The 15,918-nt window shown below is 39.5% G+C and carries 20 protein-coding genes; 8 read left to right on the forward strand and 12 right to left on the reverse strand.

All coding sequences use genetic code 11. The features are described from left to right. The first annotated feature begins 195 nt into the window (after positions 1–195). The 3 genes from trxA to A9J31_RS07230 all read left to right on the forward strand — a co-directional run bounded on the left by trxA (position 196) and on the right by A9J31_RS07230 (position 2,777). Entirely contained in the window at positions 196–522 is a 327-nt protein-coding gene (gene trxA / locus A9J31_RS07220; RefSeq protein ID WP_067763452.1) for a thioredoxin, read from the forward strand. A gap of 324 nt (positions 523–846) precedes the next feature. Further along, positions 847–2,115, forward strand: a complete 1,269-nt coding sequence (rho, locus tag A9J31_RS07225; RefSeq protein WP_067731074.1) for a transcription termination factor Rho — start codon at positions 847–849, stop codon at positions 2,113–2,115. A gap of 410 nt (positions 2,116–2,525) precedes the next feature. After that, the gene (locus A9J31_RS07230; RefSeq protein ID WP_067763454.1) at positions 2,526–2,777 is read left to right on the forward strand and encodes a hypothetical protein; all 252 of its coding nucleotides are present in this window, start codon (positions 2,526–2,528) and stop codon (positions 2,775–2,777) included. A gap of 333 nt (positions 2,778–3,110) precedes the next feature. On the opposite strand, the gene A9J31_RS07235 is transcribed toward A9J31_RS07230, so the two are convergent. The 3 genes from A9J31_RS07235 to pheS form a co-directional block, all read right to left on the reverse strand. After that, on the reverse strand, positions 3,111–3,407 hold the full coding sequence (locus tag A9J31_RS07235) for an integration host factor subunit alpha (RefSeq protein WP_067763456.1): 297 nt from the start codon (positions 3,405–3,407) through the stop codon (positions 3,111–3,113). Then, positions 3,404–5,785 (reverse strand): phenylalanine--tRNA ligase subunit beta, encoded by a 2,382-nt coding sequence (pheT, locus tag A9J31_RS07240; RefSeq protein WP_067763458.1) that lies wholly within the window; start codon positions 5,783–5,785, stop codon positions 3,404–3,406. Before pheT ends, A9J31_RS07235 begins: the two co-directional genes overlap by 4 nt. Before the next feature lie 146 nt (positions 5,786–5,931). After that, positions 5,932–6,912 carry a phenylalanine--tRNA ligase subunit alpha gene (gene pheS, locus A9J31_RS07245; RefSeq protein WP_067763460.1) on the reverse strand — a complete coding sequence of 327 codons (981 nt, stop codon included), beginning with the start codon at positions 6,910–6,912 and terminating at the stop codon, positions 5,932–5,934. A 158-nt stretch (positions 6,913–7,070) separates the two neighbouring features. Between pheS and A9J31_RS07250 the strand changes: the two genes are divergently transcribed. Beyond that, positions 7,071–8,099: a hypothetical protein gene (locus A9J31_RS07250; protein WP_067764112.1), complete on the forward strand. Its 1,029-nt coding sequence runs from the start codon at positions 7,071–7,073 to the stop codon at positions 8,097–8,099. A 67-nt stretch (positions 8,100–8,166) separates the two neighbouring features. Here the strand turns inward: A9J31_RS07250 and A9J31_RS07255 are convergent, their stop codons facing one another. From A9J31_RS07255 to rpmI, 5 genes are all read right to left on the reverse strand, one after another. Continuing rightward, on the reverse strand, positions 8,167–8,379 hold the full coding sequence (locus tag A9J31_RS07255) for a hypothetical protein (protein ID WP_067763462.1): 213 nt from the start codon (positions 8,377–8,379) through the stop codon (positions 8,167–8,169). Positions 8,380–8,486: 107 nt separating this feature from the next. Next, positions 8,487–9,038 carry a P-loop NTPase family protein gene (locus A9J31_RS07260; protein WP_067763464.1) on the reverse strand — a complete coding sequence of 184 codons (552 nt, stop codon included), beginning with the start codon at positions 9,036–9,038 and terminating at the stop codon, positions 8,487–8,489. Positions 9,039–9,112: 74 nt separating this feature from the next. Further along, entirely contained in the window at positions 9,113–9,487 is a 375-nt protein-coding gene (locus A9J31_RS07265; protein ID WP_067764115.1) for a hypothetical protein, read from the reverse strand. A gap of 117 nt (positions 9,488–9,604) precedes the next feature. Next, positions 9,605–9,964: a 50S ribosomal protein L20 gene (gene rplT, locus A9J31_RS07270; RefSeq protein ID WP_004647525.1), complete on the reverse strand. Its 360-nt coding sequence runs from the start codon at positions 9,962–9,964 to the stop codon at positions 9,605–9,607. A 12-nt stretch (positions 9,965–9,976) separates the two neighbouring features. Continuing rightward, on the reverse strand, positions 9,977–10,171 hold the full coding sequence (gene rpmI, locus A9J31_RS07275) for a 50S ribosomal protein L35 (RefSeq protein ID WP_067763466.1): 195 nt from the start codon (positions 10,169–10,171) through the stop codon (positions 9,977–9,979). Positions 10,172–10,394: 223 nt separating this feature from the next. Between rpmI and A9J31_RS07280 the strand changes: the two genes are divergently transcribed. After that, positions 10,395–11,648, forward strand: coding sequence for an MFS transporter (locus A9J31_RS07280; protein ID WP_067763468.1), 1,254 nt, complete (start codon positions 10,395–10,397; stop codon positions 11,646–11,648). A 103-nt stretch (positions 11,649–11,751) separates the two neighbouring features. Further along, positions 11,752–12,486: an energy transducer TonB gene (locus tag A9J31_RS07285; protein WP_067763470.1), complete on the forward strand. Its 735-nt coding sequence runs from the start codon at positions 11,752–11,754 to the stop codon at positions 12,484–12,486. 58 nt (positions 12,487–12,544) lie between these two features. Here the strand turns inward: A9J31_RS07285 and A9J31_RS07290 are convergent, their stop codons facing one another. Together A9J31_RS07290 and A9J31_RS07295 are read right to left on the reverse strand one after the other, a co-directional pair. Then, positions 12,545–12,973, reverse strand: coding sequence for a YqaA family protein (locus A9J31_RS07290; protein ID WP_067763473.1), 429 nt, complete (start codon positions 12,971–12,973; stop codon positions 12,545–12,547). A gap of 10 nt (positions 12,974–12,983) precedes the next feature. Beyond that, positions 12,984–13,268, reverse strand: a complete 285-nt coding sequence (locus tag A9J31_RS07295; protein WP_067763475.1) for a hypothetical protein — start codon at positions 13,266–13,268, stop codon at positions 12,984–12,986. 185 nt (positions 13,269–13,453) lie between these two features. Here A9J31_RS07295 and A9J31_RS07300 point away from each other — a divergent pair, with 185 nt between their 5' ends. After that, complete coding sequence (locus A9J31_RS07300; protein ID WP_081410290.1) at positions 13,454–13,867, forward strand: energy transducer TonB; 414 nt, start codon at positions 13,454–13,456, stop codon at positions 13,865–13,867. A gap of 29 nt (positions 13,868–13,896) precedes the next feature. On the opposite strand, the gene A9J31_RS07305 is transcribed toward A9J31_RS07300, so the two are convergent. Then, positions 13,897–14,514, reverse strand: coding sequence for a glutathione S-transferase N-terminal domain-containing protein (locus A9J31_RS07305; protein ID WP_067763477.1), 618 nt, complete (start codon positions 14,512–14,514; stop codon positions 13,897–13,899). Positions 14,515–14,903: 389 nt separating this feature from the next. On the opposite strand from A9J31_RS07305, the gene A9J31_RS07310 reads away from it, so the two are divergent. Further along, the gene (locus tag A9J31_RS07310; RefSeq protein WP_067763479.1) at positions 14,904–15,299 is read left to right on the forward strand and encodes a hypothetical protein; all 396 of its coding nucleotides are present in this window, start codon (positions 14,904–14,906) and stop codon (positions 15,297–15,299) included. 66 nt (positions 15,300–15,365) lie between these two features. Here the strand turns inward: A9J31_RS07310 and infC are convergent, their stop codons facing one another. After that, positions 15,366–15,917: a translation initiation factor IF-3 gene (infC, locus tag A9J31_RS07315; protein ID WP_081410291.1), complete on the reverse strand. Its 552-nt coding sequence runs from the start codon at positions 15,915–15,917 to the stop codon at positions 15,366–15,368. Between the last annotated feature and the right edge of the window lies 1 nt (position 15,918).

Consider the following 15,918-nt stretch of genomic DNA (forward strand, 5'->3'; position numbering starts at 1 on the left):
CGATTCAACATCGGATCTTCATAATTTTTCGCGTATCACGCCATAGCAATACACGATCATCGGCATCGTGATCATCCATTAGACAAACTCACCATTCAGGTTGAAAATTTACATAACCCCCTACATTGTTATAGTTGGCTATGTAATACTTATAAGTATAGAGTCAACTTAAAAATTAATTCCGGAGCAAAATCCATGTCTGGCAATATCGTAAACACGACTGATGCAAACTTCCAAACTGACGTATTAGAGTCAGATACTCCTGTTCTTGTAGACTTCTGGGCTGGCTGGTGTGCTCCTTGTAAAGCTATCGCGCCTGTACTTGAAGTACTTTCTACAGAATTTGAAGGCAAAGTAAAAATCGTAAAAGTGGATGTAACTTCTTGCGAACAAACAGCCGTGAACTACAACATCCGTAACATTCCGGCTTTATTGATGTTCAAAAATGGTGAAGTTGTTGCGACTCAAGTGGGTGCTGCGCCAAAATCAAAATTAACAGCTTTCATTGAAGAAAATATCTAATATTTTCTCTAAGATAAAGCATAAAAATACGCTGTCTGATGCAGCGTATTTTTTTTTGTCGATAAATTGACAAATCCTTGATTCTCTCTTATATTGCTTAGTCAAGAAATAAAGGATCTCAAATCCTGTCATTTTCTTACAACACACAACACATAAAATGCCGCTCGGCAACAGAATTGTTTTTCACATATCTCTTCAAATAACGAATCAGATCTCTGAATTGTTTTGTGCAAATCAATTGCTATCGTTTATTGCGTGATTGCGGCAAATTGTTGCTCCCTTTTCCAACTGTACCTCAGAATTTTAGATTCTATCTGATCACCTATGAACTTAACCGAACTCAAGAAAAAACCGATTGGCGAACTCATCAAGATTGCCGAGTTTATGGGCCTCGAAGGAATGGCTCGTAACCGTAAGCAAGACATTATTTTTGCCATCTTAAAGCGCCATGCGATGAACGGCGAAGAGATTTTTGGTGATGGCGTTCTAGAAATTCTGTCGGACGGCTTTGGTTTCTTACGCTCTGCAGCGGGTTCTTACCTAGCCGGCCCTGACGATATCTATGTGAGTCCATCACAAATCCGTCGCTTTAACTTACGCACAGGTGACACAATTACCGGTACGATTCGCCCACCAAAAGAAGGCGAACGTTATTTTGCACTATTAAAAGTTAATCAAATTAACTACGACACACCTGAAAACTCACGTAACAAGATCCTTTTCGAAAACTTAACGCCTTTATTCCCGACTGAACAATTGGTTATGGAATTAGGTAATGGTACGACTGAAGATTTAACTGCTCGTGTGGTTGACTTGGTTGCTCCAATTGGTAAAGGCCAACGTTCAATTATTGTTGCACCGCCAAAAGCGGGTAAAACAATGTTGCTGCAAAACATTGCGCAATCGATTGTTCGTAACAACCCTGAATGTTTCTTGATTGTCCTTCTTATTGACGAACGTCCTGAAGAAGTGACTGAAATGGAACGTACTGTTCGCGGCGAAGTCGTTGCATCAACATTTGATGAATCTCCAGCGCGCCACGTTCAAGTCGCTGAAATGGTGATTGAAAAGGCAAAACGTCTGGTTGAACACAAGAAAGATGTCGTGATTCTACTTGACTCAATTACCCGTCTTGCCCGTGCTTACAACACTGTGATCCCATCATCAGGTAAAGTATTAACAGGTGGTGTGGATGCTCATGCCTTAGAACGTCCAAAACGTTTCTTCGGTGCTGCACGTAATATCGAAGAAGGCGGTTCACTGACTATTATTTCAACTGCCTTAATCGAAACTGGCAGTAAAATGGATGAAGTGATTTACGAAGAATTCAAAGGTACAGGTAACCAAGAGATTACGCTTGACCGTCGCATTGCAGAAAAACGTGTGTTCCCTGCGATGAACATCAAGAAATCTGGTACTCGTCGTGAAGAACGCCTAATGTCTGAAGACAATCTACGTAAAGTGTGGATCTTACGTAAACTCCTTCATACTCAAGATGAACTTGCGGCAATGGAATTCTTGCTTGATCGCATGAAAGAAACCAAAACCAATGATGATTTCTTTGATCAAATGAAACGCAAAGCATCAAACTAAGTTTGATTCTTTAAAAAGAAGGCTATCTATAACGATGGCCTTTTTGTTTGGTTGACTTTATTTACACAATGAAACAATCGAATTGCAATCATGTAAACTTATTTTCAAGTTGATGATTTTGAAAATATTATGAGAGAAAACCCTAGTGTTTTTAGGGTGTTATTTAGCATTTCTCCAATATAAATCTTTTTTTTGATTGTTATTTTCTGTTAAAAACTCCACGAATTTCATGCTTTTTTGACTGATTTTTCAAACTTCCCAGTAGCATTTAAAAAGGTGCAGTGATAGCATACTCGCAGACCAGTTAGGCTGCTCTGCATTGTTCATACCTAATAAAAATTAGGCATAATAAAAGCACATAACAGACTAACGCAGGTTATTTTTTAATCTCAAATTTAGAGAGTGATGCCATGTTATTCAAAAAAATCGCTATTGCTGCTGCAGTTGCTACTACTTTAGCTTTCGTTGGTTGTGCTAAAAAAACTGAAGAAGCTGCTCCTGCTGCTGCATCTGAAGCTGCTGCTTCTGAAGTAGTTGCTGCATCTGACGCTGCTGTAGTAGAAGCTGAAGCTGCTGCTTCTGAAGCTACTGTTGCTGCTTCTGAAGCTACTGTTGCTGCTTCTGAAGCTACTGCTGCTGCTTCTGAAGTTGCTGCTCAATAATCTATACGATTATTCAGTACAAAAAGAGAGCCCTTTGGCTCTCTTTTTTATTGCCTATACTATTGTTAAAAATATCAAATCACAGAATAACGAAGCCTAGATATTTACTCGCATTGCTCACAAAATTTATTTTTTCTTTCTGTCTTTCTCAAAGAGAGTGCTAGCTTTTATAAAGCTGAACAATCGCAAATACAATCCTTAAGCAGAGTTTTATAACGCCTATCTGTAACTCCCATCCAATATCGTTGCAACGTAAAATGATGAACTCATCATAAAATCACGTACTATTTTCTAGCGTTAATCACCCTTTAATTTTAGGCAAAAAAAAGCAGATCAATCGATCTGCTCTGTTCCTACGCGTTGACGGAATTTTTGTCCCGCACGGAAGGTAACTACACGACGGGCAGAAATCGGAATTTCTTCACCCGTTTTCGGGTTACGGCCTGGGCGTTGACGTTTGTCACGCAACTCGAAGTTACCGAAACCAGAGAGTTTAACTTGTTCCCCAGAGATTAGCGCTTGGCTAATCTCATCGAAGAATAACTCGACCATTTGTTTTGCTTCACGACGGTTTAAACTCGTGAGCTCACTTAAATGATCAGCCATTTCTGCTTTTGTTAATGCTGTCATGAAGCCCTCAATGTCGCATGGTAAGTGTTTTCCAACACCTGAAGTATGTTATCCATACCGGATTTAATTTCAGCATCTTCAAGTGTACGTGTTGGATGTTGCCATTGAATTGCAAACGCTAGAGAACGCTTACCTTCCTCGACGCCTTGACCAGTGTACACATCGAACAACCAAACTGCGTCTAAAAGCTCGCCGCCCGTTTTTTCGATAAGTTGCTGAATTTCACTAACATTAATCTTATCACTAATTAAAAGCGCAATATCACGTCGAACCGACGGAAAACGTGATAATTCTGTAAAATTAGATACATAAGTTTGCAAAACAGCCGATTGATCAAACTCAGCAACCCAAGTTGTCGCTAAATCCAGCTCATCTTCTAAAGATGGATGTAAACGACCTAAGTAACCAATAGACTGACCATCAACCAAAATTTCAGCAGATTGACCTGGATGCAACCAAGCACGTTCTGAACGTACATACTCAACATTTAAACGTGCTGAATTTAAAATTTCTTCAACATCACCTTTGAAGTCAAAGAAATCCATTGCTTGTGCTTTACCATGCCAAGATTCAGTGGTACGTGAACCCGTTGCAATTAAAGCAAACGTTGGAATTTGTTTAAGATCATGGATGCTGCTTGCACCTTGATAATCAAAACGTAAACCTAACTCATAAAAACGTACACGACTTTGTTGACGGTTAACGTTGTACTGAACGCAAGGAATCAAGCTTGATAACAAAGTCGAACGCATGACCGCAAGATCGCTAGAAATTGGGTTTGCAAGTGCTAATGGCTGACCTTGTGGATGCAATTGCTTTTCAAGTTTTGCATCAGCAAAGCTAAAGCTGATCGCTTCTTGATAACCCAAAGCGACCGCTGTTTGACGAAGTTGTACCAATTCAAATTGATCTTGGTATTTGGCTAATTTCACATCAATCACAGGCAAGCTGATTTGAATATTGTCATAACCGTGAATACGCGCCACTTCTTCAATCAAGTCTTGGTAAATTGTCATGTCAAAACGATGTGATGGTGGCACTACAGTCCACTCACCTTCGGCTTTAACGGTCACATTACAACCTAACCGAGTTAAAGCATCCGTAATAAATGCACTTTCAACACTATAACCAAGTAATTGATCAACTTGTGCTTGATTCAATTCAATCGCTTCACGTTTTGGCAATAATTCTGCTTTTTCTGCAACGGTAATTGGACCAAATTCACCACCTGCAAGCTCAGCAATTAACTGAGAGGCACGGTGCATTGCGGTCATCGGCAATTCAAAATCTACACCACGTTCATAACGCTGAGATGCATCGGTATGCAAACCAAAGCTACGTGCACGACCCGCAATGTGCAGTTGATCGAAGAATGCAGATTCTAAGAAAATCTCAGTGGTATTGTCAGATACAGCAGAAGACAAGCCACCCATAATACCCGCAATAGCTAATGCTTTTTGATCATCAGCAATCACCATCACATTTTCAGAAAGCTCAACTTCTTGCTCATTTAACAAGGTCAGTTTTTCTGCAGCTGTCGCTTGGCGTACACGAACCGCGCCATCAACCTTACCACCATCAAATGCATGTAAAGGCTGACCGAGTTCCATCAATACATAGTTGGTAATATCGACCAAAATACTGTGCTGACGAATACCTGAACGTGCTAATGCACGTTCCATCCATTCTGGTGTTGGTGCTTTGGTATTGACGTTTTTGATGACACGACCTAAGTAACGTGGGCAACCATCAGTTTCAACAACAACTTTCTTCTCATCAGTAATTGTTGCAGCAACTTCTTTAATTTCAGGGGCAGTTACAGGAAGTTGATTGATCACTCCAATTTCACGTGCAATACCACGAATGCTGAAACAGTCTCCACGGTTTGGTGTAATACTGATATCAATGACATTGTCATCAAGATCTAAATATTCACGGATATTTACACCAACAGGCGCATCAGCAGGAAGCTCTAATAGACCATCGATTTTGTCTTCAAGATCGATTTCTGACGCACCACAAAGCATGCCTTGTGATTCAATACCACGAAGTTTGCCTTTTTTGATTTTGAAATCACCTGGAAGTACTGCACCAATCGTAGCAACCGGTGCTTTCATGCCTGCACGAACATTTGGTGCACCACATACAATTTGTAAAGGTTCAGCTGTACCAATATTTACTGTCGTTACACGTAAACGATCAGCATCGGGATGCTGCTCTACAGTCAAAACCTCGCCAACAACAACGCCTGTAAATGCTTTTGCTGCTGGTGCAAGTTCGTCTACTTCTAGACCTAACATGGTCAATTGGTCAGATAAAGTATCGCTATCAATGGCTGGATTCACCCACGTGCGTAACCAATTTTCGCTAATTTTCATTTCGTTAAAAACCTATTAATTCTAAATTTCTAATCCCCCTCTAACTCCTCCTTTAATAAAGGGGGAGAACCACTCGAGTATTTGCTTCGAGAAGTCCCTCTCCTTTTATAAAGGAGAGGTTAGGAGAGGATTAATAAAAAATCTGTTTAAGCAAATTGGCGTAAGAAACGCACATCGTTTTGGTAGAACATACGTAAGTCATTAATGCCATAACGTAACATTGCAAAACGTTCTACACCTAAACCAAAGGCAAAGCCTTTATATTTGTCAGGATCGATACCCGCTGAACGCAATACATTAGGATGCACCATACCGCAGCCCAATACTTCTAACCATTTACCGCGCTCATCCATAATATCCACTTCAGCACTCGGCTCAGTGAATGGGAAGTAAGATGGACGGAAACGTACTTTCAAATCTTTTTCAAAGAATTCGTTCAGTAAGTTCACTAACAAACCTTTTAACTCAGCAAAGCTCGTATTCTCTGCAACGTATAAACCTTCAATTTGGTGGAACATTGGTGAATGCGTTTGGTCTGAGTCACAGCGGTATACACGGCCTGGGCAGACAATACGAATTGGAGGCTGCTGAGTTTCCATCGTACGAATCTGCACACCGGAAGTATGCGTACGTAACAAATGGTTCACATCAAAATAGAAAGTATCGTGCATAGCACGCGCAGGATGGTGACCTGGAATATTCAATGCTTCAAAGTTGTGATAATCATCTTCAACTTCAGGACCAGTCGCAACTGTAAAACCTGATTTCGTAAAGAATTGACAGATACGTTCTTGTACTTGAGTGACAGGGTGAATACTACCCACCGTTTGACCACGGCCAGGTAATGAAATATCAATCGTTTCGCTAGCAAGCTTTTGTTCTAATGCAGCTTTTTGTAATTCAGCTTGACGAGCAGTCAGTGCGCCTGTAATCGCTTCACGAACGGCATGAATTTGAGCCCCAAAAACTTTACGTTCGTCCGGGTCCATTTTACCGAGTGACTTCGATTGTTCCGCGAGCTGGCTTTTCTTCCCTGTAAATTGCACTCGCACTTGGTCGAGTGTAGCAAGGTCCTCTGCTGCTGCAATCGCAGCGAGCGCTTCAGTGGTCAGGGCTTCCAGTGACATAGTAACTCTCAAAGCAACAATTTAAAAAAATATATAAACCCCTTATTCTAACAGTTTTTAGCCGTTATGATGAAGCGCATTCGCAAGTTAAAATTGCAATAGCATCAAGATTTAAAAAAAGTATAAAATAAATGCAATTTCAACGGGATCCTATCTCTATGGCACTTGATCCAATCTGGAAACAACAACTCACTTTAGTGACGTACGGCAATGAATTCCTAAATCAGGATTTAAGTTTCCAGCGCTGGCTGCAGCACAGTATTTTTGATCAGCACAGTTTCCATTTTCGTGATCTACTTTCGCAGCATTTGTTGGCGCAACATTTTCAAGTTTGGCTCGAAGGCTTAAAAAAACAAGGGGTTCGTCGCTTGAGTTTACATAGCTCAAGTCTTTTAAATGATGAACAAAACCCAAATACCAACGTGGAACTATTACCTTTCGCACACTTCATTGTGAGCCATGAACAAAATAAAAAGCAGGCATGGATTTTTGGTAAAGAATTGGCTGAGTGGTACACCGCAGACAATGATTATGAAATCCCGAAAGCACAACAAATCCAAGTCCGTCGTGAAACCTTATGGTGTTATGACTTAAATCATAAATTAATTAAACGTGTCGATGCCGATTTGCTGCAACCGAATTGGGATGATATTCGTAACTATACCAACGATGAGCTATTTGAGCAGAAATTAGCAGAAGGTTTTGTTGAACCCACTCTTTTAGGCTCACCTTATTTTGGAAAAAATATACCAGCAGATTCAGAACAAACAGACTCTGTGTATCTATCGCTGCTCCCCACAGATGCCCAAGCAGATTTTGCCCATGATAGTCTGCACCGCTTAGACGCCTTAAACAGCTTTATTGAGGCCAAAATTCAACATCCCTATCATGACGATGGCACGGTTTTAACACCTGAAGAGCAACTCAACCTACGGCATTTTTTACAAAAAATTGAAGATTTAACCGCTAAACTGATTGTCAAAATTGCCAACCATTACAAAACTGCGCGTTTAAATCCAAAGATTGAAAACTCCCCACTCGATGGTTTTAAAACTGATCATCGCCAAGCAGCACACAGTAAAATAACGCCGCCACATTCATCACATAAACCAGGTGCAGGTAGCGTCATTACGCTTATTCTTATTACTGTGATTATCTGCCTATTGGCTTATTATTTTGGACTATAAGCGTTAATTGCAACCATCCTAATTTTTATCGATCAAAAAAAGGCACTTTTCATAAAGTGCTTTTTTATTAGGTAGTGATTAAATAATTAAATGGTCGAATCTCAAGTTGAACACGATGCTCATCACGATGTTGATTAATATAGTGATTGACTGAAACCACTTCACCTTCTAGCTGTGCATCTGCACCATACATAATTTTAACGGATTCACCTTTTCGCGGAATCATTTGCAATTCAACAGTGATGCTCCCCTGTCCCATACCACGAATTTCAGCAAGCATTGTGTCTTCCTTTTTTATTCTCAATATTTAATCTCATTAGGAATCGTGCACAAGAATAATTAAAGCTATTTTGTGTAACCAATGACTGAATTAAAAATCATTTGAAGCTACATCTCGTATTCGTATGAATCAAGCTGATCTAAAAATTGTTCTACTTGTTTGGGCGTTTTTAAATGAATCCATTGAATATGTTGATATTCAGCTGCGTTCATCATATTAAGGTATTTTTCACGGTTCTTTTTATGCGTTTTGATCATCCACCAAACGATCGAATCACGCCCAAACATACGCCAAAGGCTTTCCTGATTATTTGAGTCAGCCCATAAGTTTTGCTGAGTCAAGGCTCGACTCAAAGCGCGTTTAATTGATCGATAAAGATTAATCGGAAAGGGCAAATCCAACCAAATCACGGTATCTATTTCTGCCCATTTCACTGGAATACTACGTGTATAATTCCCATCAATCACATAACCATTTTTTGCTTGCTTTACTTCTGCTTCAATGCGCGCAAAAAAGATTTTATCGGGACATTCCTGCCAGTCATCTAACCAAAATAGATTATCCAATTCAATATAGTGCAAACAGAGTTTTTCTGCCAAGGCTCTAGAAAATATCGACTTTCCTGTAGCAGATGTACCAACCACATTTATTCTTTTCATGACTTTTATTCTATTTCAGTGGACTGAATGAATACCACGATAGCAGCATTCATGGCATTGGTTAATCTTTATTCTCATGCATAATCTAGATCACCCTCATCCACATTGATAAAGTTTGGTTTAGGCGTGTGTTCAAATTGTACAGCTAAAATATGCGTTTGATGTCCTAAAATTGCTTTAGCAATACGATGCATACCATCCATTACGCGCCCTTCAGCACATAAAATAATCGGATAACTTAAATCAGCCGCATTGACCAATTGCATATGTTCAATCATTTGCTGAGTTGTCGGATGTGTGTCAGGAAACCAATAGGCTTCGTTTAATTCTTGAATATCGGTAATAAGAATTTCTTTGACGTTTAGTTTTTCGCTTAATGCAACAAGGCTGTGTACATCCCAAATATAGATATCCTCACCCACTTGGCGAAAATGGTATTGTTTGCGCATTTGAGAATTAATCATGTCGGGCTGAATGGATTGATTAAATCACACATTGCCCTTTCAATCATAAAACTAGCCATAAAAAAAGACCGCTAAAAGCGGTCTTTTTCAAGTCATAAAGACTTATGCAGCCAATGCATCTTTAGCTTTAGAAGCTAAAGCAGCAAACGCAACTGCGTCATGCATAGCGATGTCAGCAAGTACGCGACGGTCGATAATTACTTGAGCTTTTTTCAAGCCAGCAATCATACGGCTGTACGACAAACCATTTTGACGAGCACCAGCATTGATACGCGCAATCCATAGAGCACGGAATTGACGTTTCTTTTGACGACGGTCACGGTAAGCATATTGACCTGCTTTGATTACCGCTTGGAACGCTACGCGATAAACACGTGAGCGAGCGCCGTAGTAACCTTTAGCACGAGCAAGAATTTTTTTATGACGACGATGCGCCTGTACACCACGTTTTACACGAGCCATTTATAAATCTCCTTAGATGTATGGGCACATACGGCGAACTGAAGCAACGTCACTTACGTGAACCATTACACAGCCGCGTAATTGACGAATACGCTTAGCAGATTTTTTGGTCAAAATGTGGCGTTTGAACGCTTGTTTACGCTTAAAACCGGTTGCAGTCGCTTTAAAGCGTTTTGCTGCACCACGGCGAGTTTTCATCTTAGGCATAACAACCTCTTTTGAACACCTGTTCGGAACGTCTGCACCATTGCAAAAACGACCTGCAGGTAAGGGAGCGAATATTCTAAAGGATCTTTGATTAAAACGAAAGCGATTATTTTATGCTGAAATTAATCTTAGTCGATTTTCTGATAAAGCATGTGCGATGAATTTATAAACATCTCAGCAGAAGGCTTATATAATATGCGCACATCAAATCAAAAGACCAATTATGAAATCTGCACAGGATGCTTTTGCAGCTCTTCGTTATCGAGACTTCTCGATTGTGACGCTAAATCAGTTTTGCCTTACTCTAGCCATTTTGATACAAGAAATTATCGTTGCTTATTCTCTGTATCAAATCACCAAAGACCCTTTAACTCTAGGCCTTATTGGACTGGCTGAAGCAATTCCATTTATTGCACTCTCGTTGTGGGGCGGCTATTTTGCTGACCGCTTTAATAAACAGACCATTATGAAAATATGTCTGTTTTTTTCAGTACCCATGCCATTGATACTTTGGGCCTTATTTCATAATTATGGTTTAGAAAAAATCAATGTCGATCAATTATCGTGGGGCATTTATGCCGTAATTTTTGGCCTCGGGACAATTCGTGGTTTTTACAATCCATCTGCAACATCACTCAAGCCTTTTTTGATTCCACGTGAGTTGTATGCCAATGGCGCAACATGGACCACCATTGGCTGGCAAAGTGGCGTGATTATCGGCCCAATGTTAGGCGGTTTTATGCTGGCTTTTCTAGGTCGTGAAACTAGTCTACTCACCGTTGCAGGCCTCCTGAGTGTATGTTTTGTGCTGATTAATTTACTTAGCAAACGTAGCTTTCCCAAAATTGAATCAGATAATTTAAAAGACAGTCTGAGCGAAGGTTTTCGCTTTATCTGGAAAACTAAAATCGTACTTTGGTCTATTTCCTTAGATTTGGTCTCTGTACTTTTTGGCGGTGTAATCGCCCTATTACCCATTTTTGCTGAAGACATATTAAAAGTTAGTCCTGAAGGTTTAGGTTACTTACGTGCTGCACCTTCAATCGGTGCATTAATCACCATGATTGCACTCACCAAGTTTCCGCCCACCCATCATGCATGGCGCAACATGCTGCTTGCAGTGGCAGGTTTTGGCGTATTTACCATTCTTTTTGCTTTCTCAAATAACATATGGCTTTCCCTCTTTGCTCTTGCAATGACCGGTGCATGTGACAGCGTTTCCGTTGTTGTACGTCAAACGATTTTACAACTCTATCCACCTGAAAATATGCGTGGTCGTGTTGCAGCAGTAAATGGCATGTTTGTCTCTAGCAGTAATGAACTTGGGGCTTTTGAATCCGGTTTAGCAGCAAAATATATGGGCACCATCATGGCGACGTTGTTTGGTGGCTGCATGACCATGGCGGTCGTCGCGATTAGTTGGGCAAAAACCAGAGACTTGTTTGGCGTCGACATCACACATCAGTCGAAAAAATAATCGGCTATTTTTCATTTAAACCTTGCCAGTATTTCTAATACAGGAAATACTGCGCAGCAATATTGAAGCAAAATCACCCTATGAGTGATGCAAGACGAAACCTATGAAACAAATCCTGTGCTTATCTCTTCTCGTTAGTATTCCATTTACTACAGCATTCAGTGCATCAACTAAAACCCATCAACTCCCTGCACAAAATATTGACGTTGCGCCAGCACATCTTACTACTCGTTTAAATTGGTCAATTTTCCCAAAACCGATTTACGCCAATGAAGATTTAAAACAACGTGACCGAGCTGCCATTATTCGGGTAGCTGCAAATGCCAAAGGTAAAATTACCGATGCGAGTGTTGAAGAAAGTACAGGTGTCGATGCACTGGATCGTATTTTGATTCAAGCGGTTAAAAAAGCTGAAGTGAAACCGCACACAGAAAATGGCGAGGCCAAAGCGATTATTGGTTATCAAGCCTTTAATTTAAGGGTTAAAGGCAATACACCTGAATGTGATTTCAACTTTGATTCAAAAGTTTGGAATGCACAAAATGCAGATAAAAAAACTACTTTTAAATATGCCGCTCAACCTAATTTAGACATCAATAGCAGTGAATTGAAGCAGCATGATCGTAAAGTCAAATTCAACTTCAAAGTGGATAAACACGGGCAAGTGAAAAAGGTGAAGATCAAGCAGGGTTCAGGCATTTATGCAATTGATCAGAAAGTGGTTCAAGCACTGAGAAATAGTCAAATCTCTGTCAAACGTACAGCGAGCACGCTATGGGTCTATAAAAAATCGAACTTTAAAGATGAAATTCAATTTAGATTGAATAGTTGTAAATAACTAAAATCTTCGTACAAAGACAAAAAGACAGAGATAAATAAAATATCCTCTGTCTTTTTTATGCAAAGAAACCAATAAAAACTAAATAAACCACTAAATAACGTGCAACTTTTGCTGCTGTAACGATCAAAACAAAGCGCCAAAAGTTTTCTTTCATTAAGCCCGCTATTAAGGTGATTGGATCACCAATTATCGGCAGCCAACTTAAAAGCAGTGACCAATAACCATATTTTTGGTAGATGCCCTGCGCTTGCAGCATTTTGACTTCAGACACTGGAAACCACGACTTATTTTTATAATGTTCAATTTTAAGGCCGAGCCACCAGTTCACACATGAACCTAAAATATTTCCAACACTTGCCACACTAATAAGCGCCGCAGCACTCCATTGACCTTGCGCCAGTAAACCTAAGAGTACTGCTTCAGATTGAAGCGGTAATAACGTTGCAGCTCCAAACGCACTTAGAAATAAAGCAATGAGCGCCATATGTAGATACTTAAAGCCCTAACTTTTTCTTCGACTTTAGATATTCAACGTTCGACCAAATTACTGCGGCAATAATAACCACGATTCTAGACCATTTATATTGCTGCGAAATCGGCTCAATTGCAGCCCGCATGATGCTTTGATCCTTGGTATGTAAATCTGCAAGAATATTTTGCACATGCACAATTTCAGCGATGAATAGAACTAAACAGCCTGCAATACCAAAAATAATACTCCAATAGATTCTTGGGTTATTTTCAACAATGCGGGTAAAATTTAAGAAAAAGTCTTTCATCACAAAATCATCCAACTAGACTGTCAACAATGTATTTATTTCGGCAGCGCCGCATTCTAACACAGCACGATAATTTTCTTTTGTTTCCAGCTTAAAACTCAATTTAAGCCTTTATGCAATTTACATTCAAGCAGGACACTTTTAATCTGCGTCACATCTATTGATAAAACTTAAAAACTAGATCTATGAAAAAAACTATTGCCTTGAGTATTTTAATATTGCTGCAAAGTTTGACCGCCTTACATGCGGAAATACCAACAAACGCTGCCAAACAAGAAGTTCACACACGTGGTGAAATTGTTTGGCTAAAAAGACCTGTGTTTGATTTTAATAATGCAGAACTTGGCAATCAAAATCGTGAGTTAGCCTTTAAATTATATGTTTTGACGACAGGCGAAATTAAAAAGGCCGAATTAGTCAAAAGCTCAGGGATCACCCAAATTGATCAACGAGTTGAACGTTCACTTTTACGCGCTAAATTTAAACCTTATATTGAAAATGGTGTGGCCTATCCATTTGTAGCTGTACAACCATTTTCCCTCACCACCACTCAAGAAACAGAAAAACCGTGGTGGAAAAAGTTACTCTTTATTCAATAAAAAAAAGAGCATGTTTCCATGCTCTTTTTTTAGACTTGTATCGATAATGCTTTTTGCACTGCGGGTCGAGCGGTTAAACGCTCAACATATTCTTTCACATAAGGATACTCTTCGAGCTGAATTTGCTGCCACTCATGACGTAAGATCCAAGGTAAAATGGCCATATCTGCAATAGAGTATTCACCTGCCACGAATTTTTGCCCGATTAACTGATGATTCAATACTCTATATAAACGTTTGGTTTCATTCACATAACGCTCCGTTGCATACGGAATACGCTCAGGTGCAAAACGACTAAAGTGATGATTTTGTCCAAGCATTGGTCCAAAACCACCCATTTGCCACATTAACCATTGTTCAACTTCAACACGCTCAAATTCATCTTCAGGGTAATACAAACCCGTTTTACGCCCCAAATATTGTAAAATTGCACCCGATTCAAACACTGAAATTGATTCGCCGCGCGGTCCATTTTGATCAACGATGGCAGGAATTTTATTGTTTGGAGAAATCCTTAAAAAGTCAGGTTGAAACTGATCATCTTCCATAATATTAATCGGGAAAATTTGATATTCCAGCCCCATTTCTTCCAAGGCAATGGTAATTTTATGGCCATTGGGCGTGCCCCAATAGTATAGATCAATCATAACGATGTCCTAAAACTTATGTTTCTTGTTGAACTTATTCAATCTTATCTTTCGTTTATAACATGAAATTCTTGCAAAAACCTTAAGCCTTTTTGAATTTTACTGCTGTATTTATGAACTACTTTTCAATATATGACTTAGTATTCTCGCAGCGTAATAGTGAGCTTCATTTCTATAAATATCGACTTGTCTAAATTTAATACAACGATTTTCTATCTAAAAAATTAAGCAGACACATTCTTTTTAAGCTGTTAAAGCACACAACAAAGGTTAATCGTTAGCGTATATATTTCATTATTTTTAGATTATTTTTTATACATAATTCTTTATTTTCCAATATACTCAGCGCTATAACCAATAAAAATTGCCCGATCATAATAGGATCAATAATGAATTATATCCGCCATAACTCAATCAGCCCACTTAGCTTATTTGTCATATTATTCTTCGCCTTAATACTGATTTTATTATTGATGTTTGCATGGCCGCATTATAAAGTTTGGAAACAAGGAATGGATGGTCAAGCTGCACTCGCTGAAGCGGAACAATCCAAAATGATTCAGGTTCAGGTAGCAAAAGCCGAACTTGAAAGTGCTAAACTTCGTGCACAAGCAATTAAATTAGTCGGGCAAGCGGCCAAAGAATACCCTGAATACCGTAAACAAGAATTTATTGGCGCCTTTGGTGAAGCGTTACGTGATGGACGTATTCAACAAATTATTTATGTACCTACTGAAGCCAATATTCCAATTGTAGAGGCAAGTCAGCAACGTCTTGCTGAATAAATTAATTCTAATGATTAGACGTAAAAAAAGCCCTGCTAGTGCAGGGCTTTTTCGCTCAATGAGTGCTTACTTTTTACGTTTAGGTCCAAGTAGCATACCCATTTGACGACCTTCCATTTTTGGTATTTGTTCAACAACACCAAATTCAACTACGTCAGCTTCAATTTTTTGCAATTGAGCAAGACCCAGTTGTTGGTGAGCCATCTCACGACCACGGAAACGAAGGGTGATTTTGACTTTGTTGCCTTCTTCAAGGAACTTGATAATTGCACGTAGTTTTACGTTGTAATCACCTACATCAGTACCAGGGCGTAGCTTGATTTCTTTCACCTGTACTTGATGCTGTTTTTTCTTCGCTTCTTTCTGCTTTTGCTTAAGATCAAACAAATGCTTGTTGAAGTCCATAATCTTACAAACTGGTGGCTCAGCATTCGCTACGATCTCAACAAGATCAAGCTCAACTGCTTCTGCAGCACGTAAGGCATCAGCCAAGCTTACGATACCTTTTTGCTCGCCATTTTCGTCTACAAGACGGACTTCTTTTGCACGAATTTCATCATTCAAGGCAGGACGGTTTGATTTGTTACCGCCCTGTTGATTACGGTCAGGCTGTTTAATC

It is taken from the genome of Acinetobacter gandensis, from assembly GCF_001678755.1.
GTDB lineage: Bacteria > Pseudomonadota > Gammaproteobacteria > Pseudomonadales > Moraxellaceae > Acinetobacter > Acinetobacter gandensis.

What these genes read in the sequence shown, in the direction of transcription:
- rho (WP_067731074.1), top strand. Translation starts at nt 847, where the DNA reads ATGAACTTAACCGAACTCAAGAAAAAACCGATTGGCGAACTCATCAAG.
- A9J31_RS07255 (WP_067763462.1), bottom strand. Translation starts at nt 8,379, where the DNA reads ATGCTTGCTGAAATTCGTGGTATGGGACAGGGGAGCATCACTGTTGAA.
- A9J31_RS07235 (WP_067763456.1), bottom strand. Translation starts at nt 3,407, where the DNA reads ATGACAGCATTAACAAAAGCAGAAATGGCTGATCATTTAAGTGAGCTC.
- A9J31_RS07230 (WP_067763454.1), top strand. Translation starts at nt 2,526, where the DNA reads ATGTTATTCAAAAAAATCGCTATTGCTGCTGCAGTTGCTACTACTTTA.
- pheT (WP_067763458.1), bottom strand. Translation starts at nt 5,785, where the DNA reads ATGAAAATTAGCGAAAATTGGTTACGCACGTGGGTGAATCCAGCCATT.
- A9J31_RS07260 (WP_067763464.1), bottom strand. Translation starts at nt 9,038, where the DNA reads ATGAAAAGAATAAATGTGGTTGGTACATCTGCTACAGGAAAGTCGATA.
- A9J31_RS07265 (WP_067764115.1), bottom strand. Translation starts at nt 9,487, where the DNA reads ATGCGCAAACAATACCATTTTCGCCAAGTGGGTGAGGATATCTATATT.
- A9J31_RS07290 (WP_067763473.1), bottom strand. Translation starts at nt 12,973, where the DNA reads ATGGCGCTCATTGCTTTATTTCTAAGTGCGTTTGGAGCTGCAACGTTA.
- A9J31_RS07295 (WP_067763475.1), bottom strand. Translation starts at nt 13,268, where the DNA reads ATGAAAGACTTTTTCTTAAATTTTACCCGCATTGTTGAAAATAACCCA.
- A9J31_RS07250 (WP_067764112.1), top strand. Translation starts at nt 7,071, where the DNA reads ATGGCACTTGATCCAATCTGGAAACAACAACTCACTTTAGTGACGTAC.
- A9J31_RS07305 (WP_067763477.1), bottom strand. Translation starts at nt 14,514, where the DNA reads ATGATTGATCTATACTATTGGGGCACGCCCAATGGCCATAAAATTACC.
- rpmI (WP_067763466.1), bottom strand. Translation starts at nt 10,171, where the DNA reads ATGCCTAAGATGAAAACTCGCCGTGGTGCAGCAAAACGCTTTAAAGCG.
- pheS (WP_067763460.1), bottom strand. Translation starts at nt 6,912, where the DNA reads ATGTCACTGGAAGCCCTGACCACTGAAGCGCTCGCTGCGATTGCAGCA.
- A9J31_RS07300 (WP_081410290.1), top strand. Translation starts at nt 13,454, where the DNA reads ATGAAAAAAACTATTGCCTTGAGTATTTTAATATTGCTGCAAAGTTTG.
- rplT (WP_004647525.1), bottom strand. Translation starts at nt 9,964, where the DNA reads ATGGCTCGTGTAAAACGTGGTGTACAGGCGCATCGTCGTCATAAAAAA.
- A9J31_RS07280 (WP_067763468.1), top strand. Translation starts at nt 10,395, where the DNA reads ATGAAATCTGCACAGGATGCTTTTGCAGCTCTTCGTTATCGAGACTTC.
- A9J31_RS07310 (WP_067763479.1), top strand. Translation starts at nt 14,904, where the DNA reads ATGAATTATATCCGCCATAACTCAATCAGCCCACTTAGCTTATTTGTC.
- trxA (WP_067763452.1), top strand. Translation starts at nt 196, where the DNA reads ATGTCTGGCAATATCGTAAACACGACTGATGCAAACTTCCAAACTGAC.
- A9J31_RS07285 (WP_067763470.1), top strand. Translation starts at nt 11,752, where the DNA reads ATGAAACAAATCCTGTGCTTATCTCTTCTCGTTAGTATTCCATTTACT.